This window comes from Halomicrobium sp. HArcht3-1 (assembly GCF_058933345.1).
The window spans coordinates 17,790-33,591 of sequence record NZ_JBZYDM010000013.1 but is presented as its reverse complement, the minus strand read 5'-3'; the positions used below and the strand labels follow the sequence as shown (position 1 = coordinate 33,591).

At 64.8% G+C, this 15,802-nt stretch carries 18 protein-coding genes and 1 tRNA gene; 9 read left to right on the top strand and 10 right to left on the bottom strand.

From position 1 onward, the window contains the following. Position 1 precedes the first annotated feature (1 nt). The 3 genes from AC5FRW_RS17525 to AC5FRW_RS17515 form a co-directional block, all read right to left on the bottom strand. Positions 2 to 439 carry a histone gene (locus AC5FRW_RS17525; RefSeq protein ID WP_493569754.1) on the bottom strand — a complete coding sequence of 146 codons (438 nt, stop codon included), beginning with the start codon at positions 437 to 439 and terminating at the stop codon, positions 2 to 4. 55 nt (positions 440 to 494) lie between these two features. Beyond that, positions 495 to 1,943 (bottom strand): single-stranded DNA binding protein, encoded by a 1,449-nt coding sequence (locus AC5FRW_RS17520; RefSeq protein ID WP_493569753.1) that lies wholly within the window; start codon positions 1,941 to 1,943, stop codon positions 495 to 497. A 144-nt stretch (positions 1,944 to 2,087) separates the two neighbouring features. Continuing rightward, positions 2,088 to 2,594: a hypothetical protein gene (locus AC5FRW_RS17515; protein WP_493569752.1), complete on the bottom strand. Its 507-nt coding sequence runs from the start codon at positions 2,592 to 2,594 to the stop codon at positions 2,088 to 2,090. Between the two features lie 157 nt (positions 2,595 to 2,751). Between AC5FRW_RS17515 and AC5FRW_RS17510 the strand changes: the two genes are divergently transcribed. Continuing rightward, positions 2,752 to 2,824, top strand: a tRNA-Arg gene (locus AC5FRW_RS17510). A 154-nt stretch (positions 2,825 to 2,978) separates the two neighbouring features. On the opposite strand, the gene AC5FRW_RS17505 is transcribed toward AC5FRW_RS17510, so the two are convergent. Then, positions 2,979 to 3,764 (bottom strand): phytanoyl-CoA dioxygenase family protein, encoded by a 786-nt coding sequence (locus AC5FRW_RS17505; protein WP_493569751.1) that lies wholly within the window; start codon positions 3,762 to 3,764, stop codon positions 2,979 to 2,981. An 87-nt stretch (positions 3,765 to 3,851) separates the two neighbouring features. Between AC5FRW_RS17505 and AC5FRW_RS17500 the strand changes: the two genes are divergently transcribed. Together AC5FRW_RS17500 and AC5FRW_RS17495 are read left to right on the top strand one after the other, a co-directional pair. Next, complete coding sequence (locus AC5FRW_RS17500) at positions 3,852 to 4,352, top strand: Ig-like domain-containing protein (protein WP_493569750.1); 501 nt, start codon at positions 3,852 to 3,854, stop codon at positions 4,350 to 4,352. Positions 4,353 to 4,393: 41 nt separating this feature from the next. Further along, entirely contained in the window at positions 4,394 to 5,008 is a 615-nt protein-coding gene (locus tag AC5FRW_RS17495; RefSeq protein WP_493569749.1) for a DUF309 domain-containing protein, read from the top strand. Here AC5FRW_RS17495 and azf read toward each other — a convergent pair. Beyond that, a complete protein-coding gene (azf, locus tag AC5FRW_RS17490; protein WP_493569748.1) occupies positions 5,005 to 5,778 on the bottom strand; it encodes an NAD-dependent glucose-6-phosphate dehydrogenase Azf in 774 nt (257 codons plus the stop codon). The genes AC5FRW_RS17495 and azf overlap by 4 nt on opposite strands. A gap of 90 nt (positions 5,779 to 5,868) precedes the next feature. Between azf and AC5FRW_RS17485 the strand changes: the two genes are divergently transcribed. After that, entirely contained in the window at positions 5,869 to 6,222 is a 354-nt protein-coding gene (locus tag AC5FRW_RS17485; RefSeq protein WP_493569747.1) for a dihydroneopterin aldolase family protein, read from the top strand. Here the strand turns inward: AC5FRW_RS17485 and AC5FRW_RS17480 are convergent. Continuing rightward, positions 6,180 to 6,413, bottom strand: a complete 234-nt coding sequence (locus tag AC5FRW_RS17480; RefSeq protein ID WP_493569746.1) for a hypothetical protein — start codon at positions 6,411 to 6,413, stop codon at positions 6,180 to 6,182. The two genes, AC5FRW_RS17485 and AC5FRW_RS17480, sit on opposite strands and share 43 nt — an antisense overlap. Positions 6,414 to 6,494: 81 nt before the next feature. Between AC5FRW_RS17480 and AC5FRW_RS17475 the strand changes: the two genes are divergently transcribed. Both AC5FRW_RS17475 and AC5FRW_RS17470 read left to right on the top strand, forming a co-directional pair. Beyond that, a complete protein-coding gene (locus tag AC5FRW_RS17475; RefSeq protein WP_493569745.1) occupies positions 6,495 to 7,526 on the top strand; it encodes a DUF7544 domain-containing protein in 1,032 nt (343 codons plus the stop codon). 137 nt (positions 7,527 to 7,663) lie between these two features. Next, positions 7,664 to 8,119 (top strand): DUF5790 family protein, encoded by a 456-nt coding sequence (locus AC5FRW_RS17470; protein WP_493569744.1) that lies wholly within the window; start codon positions 7,664 to 7,666, stop codon positions 8,117 to 8,119. Here the strand turns inward: AC5FRW_RS17470 and AC5FRW_RS17465 are convergent. Both AC5FRW_RS17465 and AC5FRW_RS17460 read right to left on the bottom strand, forming a co-directional pair. Further along, entirely contained in the window at positions 8,116 to 8,829 is a 714-nt protein-coding gene (locus tag AC5FRW_RS17465; RefSeq protein ID WP_493569743.1) for a creatininase family protein, read from the bottom strand. The genes AC5FRW_RS17470 and AC5FRW_RS17465 overlap by 4 nt on opposite strands. A gap of 657 nt (positions 8,830 to 9,486) precedes the next feature. Next, a complete protein-coding gene (locus AC5FRW_RS17460) occupies positions 9,487 to 10,002 on the bottom strand; it encodes a DUF6789 family protein (RefSeq protein WP_493569742.1) in 516 nt (171 codons plus the stop codon). A gap of 155 nt (positions 10,003 to 10,157) precedes the next feature. On the opposite strand from AC5FRW_RS17460, the gene coxB reads away from it, so the two are divergent. From coxB to AC5FRW_RS17445, 3 genes are read left to right on the top strand one after another with little or no spacing between them, the layout of a single operon-like run. Further along, entirely contained in the window at positions 10,158 to 10,922 is a 765-nt protein-coding gene (coxB, locus tag AC5FRW_RS17455) for a cytochrome c oxidase subunit II (RefSeq protein WP_493569741.1), read from the top strand. Between the two features lies 1 nt (position 10,923). Further along, entirely contained in the window at positions 10,924 to 13,533 is a 2,610-nt protein-coding gene (locus AC5FRW_RS17450; RefSeq protein WP_493569740.1) for a cbb3-type cytochrome c oxidase subunit I, read from the top strand. A 12-nt stretch (positions 13,534 to 13,545) separates the two neighbouring features. After that, complete coding sequence (locus AC5FRW_RS17445) at positions 13,546 to 13,815, top strand: cytochrome C oxidase subunit IV family protein (protein ID WP_493569739.1); 270 nt, start codon at positions 13,546 to 13,548, stop codon at positions 13,813 to 13,815. Positions 13,816 to 14,019: 204 nt separating this feature from the next. On the opposite strand, the gene trpB is transcribed toward AC5FRW_RS17445, so the two are convergent. After that, complete coding sequence (gene trpB, locus AC5FRW_RS17440; protein ID WP_493569738.1) at positions 14,020 to 15,174, bottom strand: tryptophan synthase subunit beta; 1,155 nt, start codon at positions 15,172 to 15,174, stop codon at positions 14,020 to 14,022. A 75-nt stretch (positions 15,175 to 15,249) separates the two neighbouring features. Then, positions 15,250 to 15,789: a GNAT family N-acetyltransferase gene (locus AC5FRW_RS17435; RefSeq protein ID WP_493569737.1), complete on the bottom strand. Its 540-nt coding sequence runs from the start codon at positions 15,787 to 15,789 to the stop codon at positions 15,250 to 15,252. Positions 15,790 to 15,802: the final 13 nt, after the last annotated feature.

Genomic DNA, 15,802 nt, shown 5'->3' with positions numbered 1-15,802 from the left:
GTTAGTAGTATTGTTCGAGTTCGAAGTACGTCTCGATGTCGTCTGCCTTGATCGTCCGCCTGTCGGCGTGGTGTGCCAGTTCGGCGGCGGCAGCGGCCACGTCGTCGGCGTAGGCTTCGAGGATGTCCGCGAGCGCGACACGGGCGTCCATCGCGACCCGGTAGTTGCCGTCGATGTCGAGTCGTGCGATCCGGTCGACCGGCGCGACCGGGAGTTCGAGCGCGTCCTTGTCACGGACGTCGTCGATCTCGAAGTCGTCGGGCATCAGCGTCTTGCGCCCGTCGGCGGTCGCCTCGTCGGCAGCAGCGACCGCCAGTTCGGCTCCGTACTCCTGGATTCGGCGGGCCAGTTCCTCCGCAGCCTCGGCGCTCACCCGCAATCCACCCGCGTTCCGTCGAATCACGGTGTCGACGGGCGCAAACGGTAACTCGACGCTCATACACAAGAGCGGGGCTGTCGCGGTCTTAAGGGTTTCCGTAACGTCGCTCGTCGCGTCAGAACACGTCGGCTGCGTCGAGACGGTCGTCGCGCAGCGTGCCACGGGCGGTGACTTCCTGCCCGAGCTGGACGCGTTCGGTCGTCTCGACGCTCATCGTCTCCTCGCCGTTGTCCAGCACGACCGGGTCGCCGGTCTGGACGACCGTGCCGGTGAACTCGACGGTTTCGCCCTCGTCGGCACCGTCGTCGGACTCGTCGGTCGTCCCGGTATCGACGCTGCCGTCGGCGAAGTCGTCCAGTCCCGCCGAGGCGCTGCCTCCGTCAGCGCTCGCGTCCTGTCCGGCGCCGTCCTGCTGGCCACCCGCACCACCGGCGGCGCTGGCGGCCCCGTCGAGGACGACGACGGTCGACTGCCAGCCCGCGGAGGCCTCCTTGTCGTCCTGCCAGCCGTCGTCGATCTCGACGTCGGCCGCCAGCACTTCGTCGCCCGGAGCGATCTCCTTGTCGGCCTTGTCGCCCCACAGCGCCACGCGGATGTCACCGCTGCCGTCCTGCAGACGGATGTTTCGGACTTGTCCCTCGCTGCCGTCGTCCCGGTCGAAGGTGCGCTTGGGATCGGCCGAGCGGACGACGCCCGCGATGTCGGCCGTGTCGCCGATCTCGACGTTGTCGATGGCCTGTGACTGTGGCTCGAAGGCGACCTCCTCGTCGATCTCGTCGACGGCCCCGTGGTCGCCGACGTGGAGTTCGAGATTGCCTTCGCGCTCGCGGACGTAGCCGTCGACGATCTCGACGGCCGTCCCGGGGTCGATCTCATCGGCTCGGTCGGCCCGGTCGTCCCACAGCGTCACACGCACGCGACCGGTCTCGTCGCCGATGGTCAGGTTCGCGACGCGGCCCTCGCTACCGTCGTCCCGGTCGAAGGTGCGGATCGAGTCGGTGTCGAGGACGACCCCGCGCACGTCCACGTCGGACTGGCCCATCGTCAGCGCGTCGATCGACGACCCCCCGCCGGGTTCGATGTCGATGGTCGCGTCCGGGTCCGGTTCTGCCTTGTTGACCGACACTTCCAGCCCGTTGTAACCGTCCTTGGGGCGACCGGCGACGCGTAACACGTCCCCAACATCGAGCGAGCCTTCGTCGATCGACGCGGCTTCCTGATCCCAGAACGCCAGTCTGACACTGCCGGTCTCGTCGGCCGCCTCGACGTTGATCACTCGACCTTCGTCCGGTTCGTCTTCGCCGTCGCCCTCCCGTTCGAACGTCCGCAGGTCGCCGATCGCCATCACCTTCGCGAGGAACTTCACCTCGTCCATCCCCGGCTCGATGTCCGCGACCGCGTTGACCTCGTTCTCGTTGAGTTCGTGGGCGAGCAACATCGCGGCGGTCTCCTCGTCCGCGAGCCCGCCCATCTGCTCGACCTTCTCTTCGACGGCCTCACGGAACTCCTCCTCGGATACCTCGTCCGTGTCGAGGTCCGCGTAGATGTCTGCTATCGCACCCATTATTGTACAAATCCCAAGGTTGGCCCGCGCTTAAGCGTTGTCGTTGCGTGAACGGCCCGCTCACGTCTGGCGGTTTGCTCCCCCGTCGTCGAGACCATGGCGGGCCTGTGTCGCCACCCCTGATAAGTTCGGGGCCGCTCGCCCTCACTCGCGCTCGCCCGTCGTGACTGTCACAGCGCCGTCGTCGGTCTCGTGAACGACCGTCACCGTCCCCGGCAATCCGTCCGCGAACGTCGCCGTCGCGCGGTACTCGATCTCGGCGATGCACTGGGCGACCGGCCCGTCGCTCTGATCCTCGGTAGCGACCGTCACCGAGAGCGTGTCCGCCCCGGCGTCGTAGTCCGCCGTGATCGTCGGCCCGTGTCCCGGGTCCGGTGCCCAGATCGTCCCCTCGACGACGACACGCCGGTCGTCGAACGTGACCGTCGCCGTGTTGGTCTGCTGGCCGCAGTCGTTGCTCTGCCGTTCGATCGTCGTGTCGGTGAGTGTCGGTTTCATGGGTGTCTCGGTGGTTGTCGCCCTTGGTGTGGCAGTTTCGGTCGCTTCGTCGGCCGTTGTCTCGTCGGTCGCTTCGTCGGGAGCGTCGGAGACACACCCGGCGAATCCCACACCGAGTGCCCCGGCCGCCGTGAGGACCGTCCGTCGTCGCATATTCGACACAACAAAGGGATGAAACTAATAGTCATGTGGTCACTCGGACGACGTTTTGGCCGAGCGAGTCACGTACGATCCTCGCGCAGTGGTACTGGCTGGCAGTGCCCGGCAGAACCGTAACCCCTTTACAACGCTCCCCCTTCCATCAAGATGAGTCCGGGTAGGGTAGTGGACTATCCTCTTGGCTTGCGGAGCCAGGGACCAGCGTTCAAATCGCTGTCCGGACGTTTTCCTTTCACTAAACGGCGAGCGGTTGCGCTCGACTGACCGAACGATAGTAGCCATTGAAAATCACTGCACACCCGATCACAAGAGGGCAGTGCGATCGGTGTGTGAATCGTTTCAATTGTTACTATAGAGGGGTCGTCGGTCACAGACTCACTACACACAGCCGGGGAACTCCTCGCCCCGGATGTGGATCGAGTCGACCCAGTCGGGCCGCTCCGCGTCGGATTTCGTGAAGCGTGACCGGGCGTCCATGTAGGACATGATGAGCGCGCGCCGCCACGTCTCGGTGGTGTTGGGAGCAGTAAAGTGTGGGACGAGACAGTGGGTAAAGAGGGCGTCGCCGGCATCCATCGGCACCGGAACGGCATCGTCCTTCGAGAAGTCACGCTCGGCGATGACGATGTCCGTGTCGTACTCGACGGCTTCGTGGCCCAACAGTCCGTCTTTGTGTGCGCCGGGGACGACGTTCATACAGCCGTTCTCGGGCGTGGCCTCGTCCAGCGCGATCCACACCGTGACGTGGTCCATCGGCTGGATCGGATAGTAGGCGGCGTCCTGGTGGAACCCCTTCTCGCTGCCGACTTCCGGGGGCTTGAACATCGCCGCGCTGCGCAGGAGCTTGAGGTTCGGTCCCAGCAGTTCCGCCGCCACATCGGAGATCCGGTCGTGTTCGGCGACCGACCGAAACACATCGTCGGTCTGGACCATCCCCAACCCTTCGAACTTCCGGACGGCGTCGCCCTCCTCGTCGACTTCGATCTCGCCGCGCTCGACGGCCGGTTCGAGCTGTGACTGGAAGCGCGCCGGCTCGCGGTCGCCGTGGGTGTACTCCCGAAGACGAGTCGTCACGCGGTCGACCATCTCGTCGGAGAGGGCGTCCTCGACGACGACGTAGCCGTCTCGCTGGTACTGTTCGAACTGCGCGTCGCTGAGTGGCATGGAAGCGATTGGGTGGTACCACCAACTAATCCTTGCGGTCCAAACCGCTCGCAGAAAGCACTTATCAGGCCCGCCGGACCGTCCGGTGTGAACAGACGCGCCCTCCTCCGAGCAGTCGGTCTCGCCGGAATTTCGCTGTCCGGCTGTGTCGCGCCGTCAGACCCCGGATCCGACGCATCGTCGACGAACGCCCCAGAGAGTGGGTCGCCATCGAGCGATACGGATCGACAGTCGTCGACCGAGACAGCCACTCAAACGCCGACGGCGGTCACACCAGCGCCGGACGATCCCATTGCAATCCGACTCGACAACGCCGGCCCGGCAATGACGGTCACAGTCACCGTCACGGACGGCGAGGCGACGCTCCTTGACGAGACTGTCGAACTGGCCGAAGACGAGAGCCGCGAACTCGACACTGGGATCGACACGACTGGCGAGTATAGCCTGTCGATCGACGTACAGAACGGGCCGGAGTACACGTACTCGTGGCACGTCGAACCCTACGACGTACAGATGGGGTCGAACGCCATTGCCCGACTCGGGAGGTCGGACCTCCCTGAGGATGCCGTCATCGTCGTCGAGGAGTGACGGTCCACGCGGCTTTTCACTGCGCCGGTCGAACGTGGCGTATGCGCGACCACCTCCGGGCCGGGATCGCGATCTACAACGAAGGGCGCTTCCACGCGGCCCACGACGCCTGGGAGGACCACTGGCTCGATCTGGCACAGGGGACCGACGACGAGCGCCTGCTCCACGGACTGATCCAGTTGACCGCCGTCGTGTATCACGCCCACGACGAGAACTGGACGGGCGCAGCGGGACTGGCCGAGAGCGCCCGGGACTACCTCGCAGGCCTGCCCTCGCCGTACCGAGGCGTCGACCTCGATCCCCTGCGGCCGTTCCTCGAACGGATGGCAGACGATCCCGAGGGCTTCGAACCGAGCGACGCACCCGAACTGGCTCACGAAGGGGTCGTCCTCTCCTACGAGGAACTAGGCGCCGACGCGACCGCGGTCGCGGCACGCGTCCTCGCCGACGAAGACGGCTACGACGTGGCCGCGGTCGAGCAGGCCAGTGAGTGGGCCCACGAAGAGATCGACGCCGGCGAGAGCGGTGCGTTCACGGGACTGGTCTTCTCGTTTGTCCGCGAACCCGACCACCGACCGATCATCGCTCAGCGACTCGTCGAGCACGTACAGCGCCGGGAGAATCGAGCAGCGGATGTCGACGGCCTGTTCGACTAGGACGGATCGGTCTCGACGACTCGTTCTTCGCCGTCGAAGTGTGCGGAGTTGTCCCGTGGCTCGTAGCCAAGCACCTCTTTTGCCCGCTCCAAGGAGTAGTACTTGCGGTCGTTGTCGGAGATTCCGTAGACGATCTCGAAGTCGTAGTCGGCTTTCAGTGCCCGCTCGTGGATGTGGGCACAGTCTCGATAGGAGAGCCACATCGCCTGCCCGCGCTCGTAGTCGATCGGCGGGTGGCCCTTGGTGAGGTTGCCGATGCGGATGTTACACACGTCGATGCCGTACTCGTCGTGGTAGTAACGGCCGATGATCTCGCCGGTGGCTTTCGAGACGCCGTAGAGATTGCCCGGACGAGGGAACTCGGTGCCGTCGAGACGGAAGTCGTCGTGGGTGCGATAGAGGTCGGGCTTGCGCTCGTCCTCGTAGGCACCGACGGCGTGGTTCGAGGAGGCGTAGACGAACTTCGTGACGCCTTCCTCGATCGCTGCTTCGTACATCTTCTGGGTGCCGTCGATGTTGTTCGAGAGGACGGACTTCCAGGGGGCGTCCGGTCGCGGGTCGCCCGCCAGATGGATGACCGATCCGACGCCCTCGATCGCCGCCTGCACGTCCTCGTCGTTTGCCACGTCGCCGACGACGTACTCGTGGTCGGGTTCCTCGACCGGCGGACTGTGGAACATGAGCTTCCACTCGTAGCTGTCCCCGAGCCCACCCAGGATCGCCTCCCCGACAGCGCCGCCAGCACCCGTGAGTAGAACAGGCTCGTCCATTCAGGTAGAGACAGCGGGGGCACGGATACGTAGCTTGCGGTTTCGGCCACCTCTCGACAGCCTTTCGTCACGTCGGGCCGACGGGCGGGTATGGACCCGACAGACTCCGAAGTCGCCTGTTTCGAGGCGGGCATCAAGTTCGGCTCGCTGTACCACCAGTTCGCCGGCACGCCGATCAGCCCCGACAGTGCCGACTCGCTGGCGGCGGCGATGGCCGAAGCCATCGAGAACCAGCCCTACTGCGAGGCGGTGACTGTCGACATCCGCGAGGACCTGCTGCGCGAGACACTTGCCGAACAATCGGCCGATTACACGGAGTTCACCGGCGAGTTCGCCGAGATCGAGATGACCATCGACTACGAGGGCGTCGTCGTCGAGACCAGTATGCAGATGGAAGGGGATTACCCGATGATGGCAGTGGACGACGTGGACGCGTCGACATAGCCGCCGACCGTCGACACCGTGGACGCGTCGACATAGCCGCCGACCGTCGACACCGTGGACGCGTCGACATAGCCGCCGACCGTCGACACCGTGGACGCGTCGGCATAGCCGCCGACCGTCGACACCGTGGACGCGTCGGCATAGCCGCCGACCGTCGACACCGTGGACAGCCCGGCGTCGCTGCCAGCCATTTGTGGGGCCGACACTCCCATGTGATGTGTTACGATGGAGCAAGCGGTAATTTTAGTGCCCAGGTGGGTGTACACCCGACCATGGCATACGCCGCCCTGGACGCCATCGACGACGCGATCGACGCAACGAAGGCGTTCCTCCTCCCATTCGAGTTCCGCAAGTGGCTCCGACTCGCAGTGATTATGATCTTCGTCGCCGGCGGTGGTGGCGGCGCGGCGAACTGGGGATCGAACATACCGCAGTTCGCCGACGGCGGGACCAGTGGCCCACCGACGGCCGATCCCGGGATGGCACTGCCCGACGCCGCAGTCGGTGGGCTCGTCATCGCACTCATCGCGCTGTTCGTCTTGATCGTCCTCGCGTTGATCGTTATCTCGCCGATCATGGAGTTCGTCTTCGTCACGTCGCTGTTCGAGCGCGAGGTCCACATCCGCCAGTACTTCTCCCAGAACGTCGGTAACGGCCTGCGCCTGCTTGGCTTCCAGCTCGCCATCGGTCTCGTCGGATTGCTCCTGATCGGCATCCCCTTTGCCTTGCTCCTGTTGGGCGTGATCGGCGGTTCCGAGACTGCGGCCGTCGCCGGCATCTTCTTGCTGTTGATACCAGCGTTCTTCCTCTATGCGCTCGTCACGGGGCTGGTCGTCGGCCTGACGAAGGTGTTCGTCGTCCCGGTGATGCTCGCGGAAGACCGCGGCCTGCTCTCTGCGTGGGGTCGTGTCTGGTCGGCGATGACCGACGACATCGCTGAGTTCCTCGTCTACATCGTTATCAGCGTGGTTCTCGGCATCGGCATCGGCATCGTCGCTGCCTTCGCGACGGTGTTCGTGCTGCTCGTCCTCGGGATTCCGTTCGGTCTCGTCGGCTTCGCCATCGTCTCCGTCGGTGGGACCAGTGCCGCGTCACTCGCCGTCCTCGCGGTGCTCGGCGTCATCGCGTTCGTCCTGTTCCTGCTTGGCTCCGGGTTCGTGCAGGCCCCGCTACAGTCGTTCCTGCGGTACTACGCCCTGCTCGTGCTGGGCGACATCGCCCCCGATCTCGACCCGATTCCCGACATTCGCGCCGAGATTCGCGGCGAGGAGTACGGCGACACTGCGACTGACGCCTGGGAGTGAGATCACGGCGACGATCTGTCGCTGGGGACGAGTAACCCACTCCTTTCGGTTTCCGAGACAGCGACCCCCTCGTGTCGTGCGGTTACACTTTCACTTTCAGGCGGGCTTTTAACCCACCACCGCTCGAAGACGAGTGTATGAGCCAATCGACGCTCGACGACGACGAACTGTTCGGTGAGGCAGCATCCGAGATGCGCGAGGACGTTGAAGCCTCCCTCGACGAGGCCCGCAGCGTCTTGCCGGCGGCCGACGACATCTGGGACGTAGAGGCGGACAACACGCTCGGCGTGCTCAACGCACTCAAGGGCGCACTCGACGTTGACGACGCCGAGGAACACCTGCGCGACGCAAAGAAGTGGTACACGATGGGCGAGCGCGCCGACGCCTTCGAGGACGCCGACGACCTCGCCGAGGCCATCGAAGACCTCGAAGCCCTGATCGAAGACGTCGAGGATGCTCGCGAGCAGGTGAGCGACCTCACCAGTACGATCCCACAGCTTCGAGGAACGCTCGAAGAGTTCGCCGAGTCGGCCGACGAGGGTGACGACGCCGACGCTGAGGCCGACGCCGACGCGGAAGAAGCAGAGGCCTAGCGCTCGCGCTCACTGACGGTATCGAGCAGGTCCGCCAGCACGTCGCTCGCCGCGTCGAGCAGTCGCTGTCCGCGGTCCGCGCTCGCCTCGCGCGGGTCGCCGACGACGCCGTTCTCACTGAACTCGGCCGTGTCGAAGGCCAGATTGACGCCGTGTTCGAACTCTCCCCAGCCATCCGCAGCCCCCGCAGTGGCCTCGTCCAGCCGACTCTCGTCGACCAGCGCCCGGTTCGTGTGCAGGAGGAGACTCGTCTCGACGGGACCGCCGTGGCCCATGTCCGGCGCGTCGACGGCGTCGAACCACGTGACCGGGACGGTGTAGGCAGTCCCATCACGAGTGATCCGGCCACAGACTTCGCGGAGCGCATCGACGTTGCCACCGTGACCGTTGACCACGAGCACCCGATCCCAGCCGTGGCTGGCGAGACTCTCGATTGTCTCGCGGACGTAGTCGCGGAAGGTGTCCTCGCTGACCCACAGCGTCCCCGCGAAGTGACGGTGTTCCTCGGCGACGCCGACCGGGATCGCGGGCGCGACGACGACCTCACCGTCGTAGGCCTCCGCGCCCGCGGCAGCGACGGCTTCGGCCGTCAACACGTCCGTCCCCAACGGCGCGTGTGGCCCGTGCTGTTCGGTGCTCCCGACCGGGAGCAGTGCGAGGTCGGTGTCGATGTCCGCGGCATCGGTCGACGTGACGTCCGAGAGGTGCATACCCGTCGTATCGACACCGGATCGTACAAGCCTAACCATCTTTTTCCGCGTCGGGTTCGGGTCGCGCCTTCGGCGCGCTCGAACCATCTGCTCACGGGCGCTGTGCGCACGTTCGCACGGTATGCGGGACCTCCGGTCCCGCACTACTCGCGCAAAAACATGGTCTCACTGAGCGAAGCGAAGTGAGGCTCGTCAGAGCTTGCTCTGACGGTGGTGAAAAAGGCTCTCCCTCGCTGCGCTCGGTCGCGCGAATACTCATCTTTCGGTGGTCAGTACAGCCGCACGACTGACCAAACTGGGGGTGGCGCGCGCTGTCGCGTCCTTGTGACGCGACGGAACTGTGCGAGGGATGAGCGACTGGAAGGAGCGAATCGGTTGGGGAGGTGTGTGGCTACGGTGCTGTCCTGCTGTGTTGTTGCCTGGCGGAATGAACGGGCGAGGCGCGTCTGGGCGGTTCTGTGCGGGCACTATTCGAGCGCAGCGAGAATATCCCGCACAGAACCGCCCAGCGGGCCGAGGGCGTTCAGTTGTTGGTCACTCTTGCACTCTCTGTCACAGCTGCATTCCAACCCAGAATAGATCGAACCACCCGATCATCTAGCAGCCCCAGAGAACAAGGGTTGCACCGACCGAAACGTCAGTCGCCGCCGCTCGCCCCTACACGATCGAGTCCGGCCGAGTCTGGAAGTACTCGAAGACCAGTCCAAGCCCGACGCCGTAGGCGACGTGGGCCAACAGCGTCAGGATGGCGTAGCCGGCCAGTGCCAACCCCGACTGGCCGGTGTAAAATCCCAGCACGAACCCGGTCCAGATGGCGAAGCCGAAGAAGGCCCCGCTGATGGGGTCGCGCTGGCCGGGGAGGTACTCCTTGAGAGAGGCGTACAGCAGCGGCCACGGGAACATCCCGCCGCCGAGGAAGATCAGATAGCCGACGAGGATCGGCGGCACGACCTGTTCGAGACCGACGAGTTCTGTCAGCAGCGCGAACGCCTCACGCTCGAAGACGCCGAGGCTCTCGGCGATCAGGAGGACGACGGTCATCAACGCAGTGCCGACCAGTCCGCCTGCAGCACCGACGACGCCGTCACCGATGATCCCGGCCAGACTGTCGAACTGCTCGTTTTCGTTGAGGTCGTCGACCGGGTCGTCGACGCCGTCTGAGGTATCGACCATGCCGTGGTATAGCATGTCAAGGGATAAAAAGATTCCCGCACGTGTTCGGCCCAGTCCACGAGCAGCGGAGTCCAACCGCAGGGATTCTGTCGACGGTATGACCACAATAGCTAAGGTCTATTGCTATCAATCATGAGGAAATGGCGATCCATGGTATGCTTATGCACACCGTGCTTCGACAGTTCCCGCTCGCCCACGCTGGCGGCGTGCGGACGCCGGCAGCGGTGTTCGAAGAGATTTTCCGGGTGTTTCTCGGACTCGGGACGCTGGTCGGCATCGTCGTCGTCGCCTATACGCTGTACAACGCGTACGCGTACCGCGAGCGCGGCGAGGAGACCAAAGCCGACGGGGATCGGCCACAGATGGGCGAACTCCCCACCGGCGGCGGTGGCGGTCGAAAACTGTTCCTCTCCTTTGGCATCAGTGCGGTGATCGTCCTCTCGCTGATCGTCTGGACCTACAGCACGCTGCTGTACATCGATACCGGCCCGGACAACGAGGTCGTCCGGGAGAACGCCATCGAAGTCGACGTCGAGGGGTTCCAGTTCGGCTGGTCGTTTACCTATCCGAACGGCCAGACCAACTCGACGACGCTGCGCGTGCCGAAAAACGAGATGATCGTGTTGAACGTCACCTCACGGGACGTGTTCCACAACTTCGGGTCGCCGGAACTGCGGTTCAAGACCGACGCGATCCCGGGTCAGGAGACCCGAACGTGGTTCGTCGGCCGGCAGGTCGGCAGTTACGAGGCCAACTGCTACGAACTGTGTGGTTCCGGTCACTCCTACATGAACGCGACCATCGAAGTCGTGCCCAGAGACGACTTTTACGACTGGTACAACGGCACCGAGTCGACGAACGGGGGCGCACGGATCGAAGCGCCCAGCAACGACGCCGTGACCGCGACGGGAGGTGCCTGAGATGAGCGATCTCCCACCCAAATCGTCGATCAAGCGGTGGTTCCTCACGACGAACCACAAGGACATCGGCATCCTCTATCTGATCACGGCGCTCTTCTTCCTCGTCTTCGGAGGGCTGCTGGCGATGCTCTTCCGGGTGGAACTGTTGAGTCCAGCCGCGGACTTCCTCGGCGAGAACGGCTACAATCAGGCCGTCTCGACGCACGGCCTGTTGATGGTGTTCTGGTTCATCTCACCGTTTGCCTTTGGCTTTGCCAACTACCTCGTCCCGCTCCAGATCGGGGCCGACGATCTGGCCTTCCCACGCTTGAACGCGCTGTCGTACTGGCTCTACCTGTTCTCGGGCCTGCTCTTTGGCATCTCGTTCTTCCAGGGGACCACCTTCGCGGGCGGGTGGACGATGTACGCGCCCCTGAACACGCCGGCGTACATGCCCGGCGAGGCACTCGGTGCGACCTCGGTCGTGCTGGCGCTGATCATGTTCGTGGCCGCGGTGACGCTTGGCTCGGTCAATTTTCTGACGACGATGTACCGGATGCGCGCGGAAGGCCTGCGAATGCGGGACCTGCCGATCTTCTCGATCTCGATCAATCTCACCGTCTGGATGATGCTGTTTGCCTTCGCCGCCCTGCTTGCGGCGCTGATGATCCTGGCGGCCGATCACATCGTCGGGACGAACTACTTCGCCTACCAGATCGACGGCTCGACGTTCGCCACCGACGCCAACAACGAGGGGTCGTCGATGCTGTGGGCACACCTGTTCTGGTTCTTCGGTCACCCGGAGGTGTACATCGTCTTCTTCCCTGCCCTCGGTGTGATGGGCGAGTGTTTCCAGACCTTTACCGGCCGTCGGCTGGTCGGGCGCAAATGGTTCATCCTCGCGATGGTGCTCGTCGCACTCCAGAGTTTCATCGTCTGGATGCACCACATGTTCCTCACGGGGATCAATCTCAACATCAAGACCATCTTCATGGCGACGACCATCGGCATCTCCCTGCCCTTCGACCTGATGGTGTTCTCGCTGATCTACACCATGATCAAGGGCCGAGTCAGATTCACGACGCCGTTCCTCTTCTCGCTGGGTGCCCTGCTCCTCTTTATCCTCGGGGGCATCACCGGCGTCTTCCTCGGCGCCGTGGTGCTGGACTACCAGTTCCGGGGCACCTACTGGGTCGTCGCGCACTTCCACTACGTGATGGTCGCGGGCGCGACCGCCCTCTTCGGCGGGCTGTACTACTGGTACCCGAAGATCACGGGGAAGATGTACGACGAGTTCCTCGGGAAAGTCCACTTCGCCATCTACTTCATCGGGTTCAATCTCCTCTATTTCCCGATGTTCATCGCGTGGGAGACGCCCCGGCGGGTGTTCAATTACCCCGTCGAACTGACCGTCTGGCACAACCTCTCGACGGTCGGCGCGTTCGTGCTCGGGGCCTCGTTCCTCATCATGTTCTACAACATGTTCACGAGCTACTTCCACGGCGAGGAGGCCGGTGACCGCCCGTGGGAGTACGCCACCTCCGCCGAGTGGGCAGTGTCCTCCCCGCCACCGCTGGAGAACTTCGACGGCGTCCCCAGTTACGCCAGCGGACGGTTGGAGTTCTTAGACGACGAGGAGATCGCACGCCGTCAGTCGGGCAACGACAGGACCGCTACGGGCGGGGCCACTGCCACCGACGGCGGCACCGGCGGTGCTGCCACGGATGGGGGCACTGCTGAGACTCGCTCGGCCGACGCCGGCACGGCCGGCGGGACCGGCCTCGCGACCGCCGAGACCGCCCTCGCTGCCGAGACCGGAACCGCCGAGCCGACAGGCCACGACGGCCACGCCAGCCACGCGAGTTTCTGGCCGTTCCTGATCAGTCTGGGCGGGTTCGTCCTGTTCCTCGGTCTCTCGGGCGTGCGGACGGGAGCGATGGTCTACGAATCACTCGCACTCGTCGGGGGTATCGTCACCCTCGGATCGCTCGTCGGGATGGCACAGGAGCCGTTCTACGCCCCCGAACCGGCCATCGCCGAGCGCTGGCCCTACGGCGGCGTCGAGAAGATGAAACTCGGCATGTGGACGTTCCTCGCCAGCGACATCGTCCTCTTTGGTGCCTTTATCGGCTCGTACGCCTTCATCCGGTTTTCTTACGGCTGGGAGGCCTGGCACGAACTGATCCCCGCGGCCCACGTCACCTTCCCCGGTCTGGTGAACACCTACCTCCTGCTTGCCTCCTCCTTCGCCGTCGTGCTGGCGATGGTCGCCGCCGAGCGGGAGTCGAAGTGGGGCGTGCTCGCCTCGCTCGGTGCGACGTTCGCGCTGGGCATCGGCTTCCTCGTCAACAAGGGCATCGAGTGGCTGCATCTGTTCAATCTGCACGGCTCGGCGGCGTTCCCCGAGGGCTGGGGGATCACGACGAACCTCGCGTCGTCGACGTTCTACCTGACGACCGGCCTGCACGCCGCCCACGTCATCATCGGGCTGGTGATCGTCGCCTACATGGTCGTCAGGACCTGGGGCGGCGCGTACATGGGCAACGAGAAGCCCATCGAGTACTTCGGGCTGTACTGGCACCTCGTCGACATCGTCTGGCTGTTCCTGTTCCCCCTGTTCTACATCCTCTGAGGTGAGCCAATCATGTCACACACCAAACTGTACACGGTCGTCTTCGGCGTGCTGTTCGTGTTCGCAACGGTGCAGGCCCTCGTCGAGACCGTCGGCCTGCTCGACAGTAACTACTGGCTGGCCTTCGGGATCATCATGGTCCTGTCGGTGATCAAGGCCCTGCTGGTGGCGGGCTACTACCAGCATTTGCGCTGGGAACCCCGCGCCGTGTCGTATCTCGCCGGTGGCGGCCTGCTCGTCGCGCTGGCACTGACCGCGGCAGCGGCCTATTCGATCGTCTGATCGACGCCGGTCACGGTGACGGCGTATCGAGGCCGTCCTGCTGTGCTCGCTCGCCGTACGCGTACAGCAAGAGCCAGGCGAGCAGTGCGAGTGTCAGCCAGAGGAGGAGGCCAAACAGGAGCATGACCGCCGCGACGGTCTCCAGCGACGTTGTTAGGCACCGACAAACGGCCGCTCGACCGAGAAAGCGTGAAACGCGGTCGGCTAGAACAGCTCGAACAACTCGGCGGCCTGTTCCATGTCCTTGTCACCGCGGCCCGAGAGGTTGACGAGGATGGTGTCGTGGTCGCCTTCCTCGGCCAGTTGCTTCGCGAGTGCGACCCCGTGGCTCGTCTCCAGTGCCGGAATGATCCCCTCTGCTTCGGCGAGGTCGCGGAAGGCAGCGAGGGCCTCGTCGTCGGTGATCCCGCGGTACTCGGCACGGCCGACCTCGCGGAACATCGCGTGTTCCGGGCCGACACCGGGGTAGTCGAGTCCCGCCGAGACGGAGTGTACCTCCACGTCCTCGTGGATGACGCGAGTCTTCATGCCGTGGATGACCCCCTCACTACCATCGGCGAGTGGCGCGGCGTGGCGCGTCGAGTCAGCCCCTTCACCGCCGCCCTCGCCGCCGTAGAACGCCACGTCGTCGTCACGGAACGCGTGGAACAGTCCCATCGCGTTCGACCCGCCGCCGACGCAGGCCACAGCCGCGTCGGGCAACTCACCGGTGCGCTCCTGAAACTGTTCGCGGGCCTCCTCACCGGTGACGCTCTGGAAGTCCCGGACCATCCGCGGGAACGGGTCGGGACCGACGACGCTGCCCACGAGGTAGTGGGTGTCGTCGACGTTGTGCGCGAAGTCTTCGAGGGCGGCGTCGACGGCGTCGGCCAGTCCCTCGTTGCCCCGCGTGACCTCGTTGACCTCCGCGCCCATCAGGCGCATCCGAAACACGTTCATCCGCTGGCGATTCGCGTCCTTCCGGCCCATGTAGATTTCCGTGTCGATGTCGAGCAGCGCGCCGGCCATCGCCGTCGCCGTACCGTGCTGGCCTGCCCCAGTCTCGGCGATCAGGCGGTCTTTCCCGGCCTGTTTCGCCATCAGGGCCTGCCCGAGCGTGTTGTTGATCTTGTGGGCACCGCCGTGCAGCAGGTCCTCGCGCTTGAGATAGATCTCCGCACCCCAGCGCTCGCTGAGGGTCTCGGCGTGAAAGAGCGGCGTCGGTCGACCGGCGAAGTCCTCCAGTAGATTCCGCAGTTCCGTCTGGAACTCGTCGGTGTCCTTGATCTCGTCGTAGGCTGTCGCGAGCTGTTCGAGCGGTTCTACCAGTGGATCGGGGACGTGTCGTCCACCGAATCCTTCGAATTCGCCGTCGGACATACGACGCTACTCGTCCACGAATGGTTATAAAGCTTCTATAACGATCGACGATCGTAGTGCGGTGGGCTGGCGGGATCACAGCCGCTTTTCGAAGTGGAGCAGTTCGTACTCGCCCATCGTCGACCGGTCGACTTCCTCGTAGCCCGCCGCCGGGTAGAACCGCGCTGCGGCCTGCTGACGCCGGGCCGTCGTCGCCAGCAACAGGTCGTAGCCCAGTTCGACGGCCCGCCGTTCGAGTGCTGCGAGCAGTTCCCGTCCGTAGCCACGCCCCTGTGCCGGCGGTGCGACGCGCATCCGGTGGAGTTCGGCCGCACCGGCGACCGTCCGCTCGTCGGCGTGGCCCGCCTCGGACGGGAGCAGGCCGCCCATCGTGACGAGTCGCCCGTCGAACGTCCGGGGCCAGTCGTGGTCGTCGTCGATATCGAGACCGTCCGCGACGCCGACGAGGAAGGACCCGTCGTCGTCGAGGTAGCGTGCCTCGATCTGGCGGAGGTCGTCGGTGCCCGGAACGTCGTCGGGATCGGTGCCCGCCGCGCCCATTGCCCACTCGTGGAGCGTCCAGACGGCCGTCTCGTCGCGGGGGTCGTACTGCCTGAGTCGAACGTCACCGTGCATCTCGTTGGTCGAC

Bases quoted from the DNA above. Each gene is read 5' to 3' on its own strand.
- AC5FRW_RS17520 (WP_493569753.1), bottom strand. From the start codon at position 1,943: ATGGGTGCGATAGCAGACATCTACGCGGACCTCGACACGGACGAGGTA.
- AC5FRW_RS17505 (WP_493569751.1), bottom strand. From the start codon at position 3,764: ATGCCACTCAGCGACGCGCAGTTCGAACAGTACCAGCGAGACGGCTAC.
- AC5FRW_RS17495 (WP_493569749.1), top strand. From the start codon at position 4,394: ATGCGCGACCACCTCCGGGCCGGGATCGCGATCTACAACGAAGGGCGC.
- trpB (WP_493569738.1), bottom strand. From the start codon at position 15,174: ATGTCCGACGGCGAATTCGAAGGATTCGGTGGACGACACGTCCCCGAT.
- AC5FRW_RS17470 (WP_493569744.1), top strand. From the start codon at position 7,664: ATGAGCCAATCGACGCTCGACGACGACGAACTGTTCGGTGAGGCAGCA.
- AC5FRW_RS17485 (WP_493569747.1), top strand. From the start codon at position 5,869: ATGGACCCGACAGACTCCGAAGTCGCCTGTTTCGAGGCGGGCATCAAG.
- AC5FRW_RS17480 (WP_493569746.1), bottom strand. From the start codon at position 6,413: ATGGCTGGCAGCGACGCCGGGCTGTCCACGGTGTCGACGGTCGGCGGC.
- AC5FRW_RS17435 (WP_493569737.1), bottom strand. From the start codon at position 15,789: ATGCACGGTGACGTTCGACTCAGGCAGTACGACCCCCGCGACGAGACG.
- AC5FRW_RS17465 (WP_493569743.1), bottom strand. From the start codon at position 8,829: ATGCACCTCTCGGACGTCACGTCGACCGATGCCGCGGACATCGACACC.
- AC5FRW_RS17525 (WP_493569754.1), bottom strand. From the start codon at position 439: ATGAGCGTCGAGTTACCGTTTGCGCCCGTCGACACCGTGATTCGACGG.
- AC5FRW_RS17450 (WP_493569740.1), top strand. From the start codon at position 10,924: ATGAGCGATCTCCCACCCAAATCGTCGATCAAGCGGTGGTTCCTCACG.
- AC5FRW_RS17445 (WP_493569739.1), top strand. From the start codon at position 13,546: ATGTCACACACCAAACTGTACACGGTCGTCTTCGGCGTGCTGTTCGTG.
- AC5FRW_RS17515 (WP_493569752.1), bottom strand. From the start codon at position 2,594: ATGCGACGACGGACGGTCCTCACGGCGGCCGGGGCACTCGGTGTGGGA.
- AC5FRW_RS17460 (WP_493569742.1), bottom strand. From the start codon at position 10,002: ATGGTCGATACCTCAGACGGCGTCGACGACCCGGTCGACGACCTCAAC.
- coxB (WP_493569741.1), top strand. From the start codon at position 10,158: ATGCTTATGCACACCGTGCTTCGACAGTTCCCGCTCGCCCACGCTGGC.
- AC5FRW_RS17475 (WP_493569745.1), top strand. From the start codon at position 6,495: ATGGCATACGCCGCCCTGGACGCCATCGACGACGCGATCGACGCAACG.
- azf (WP_493569748.1), bottom strand. From the start codon at position 5,778: ATGGACGAGCCTGTTCTACTCACGGGTGCTGGCGGCGCTGTCGGGGAG.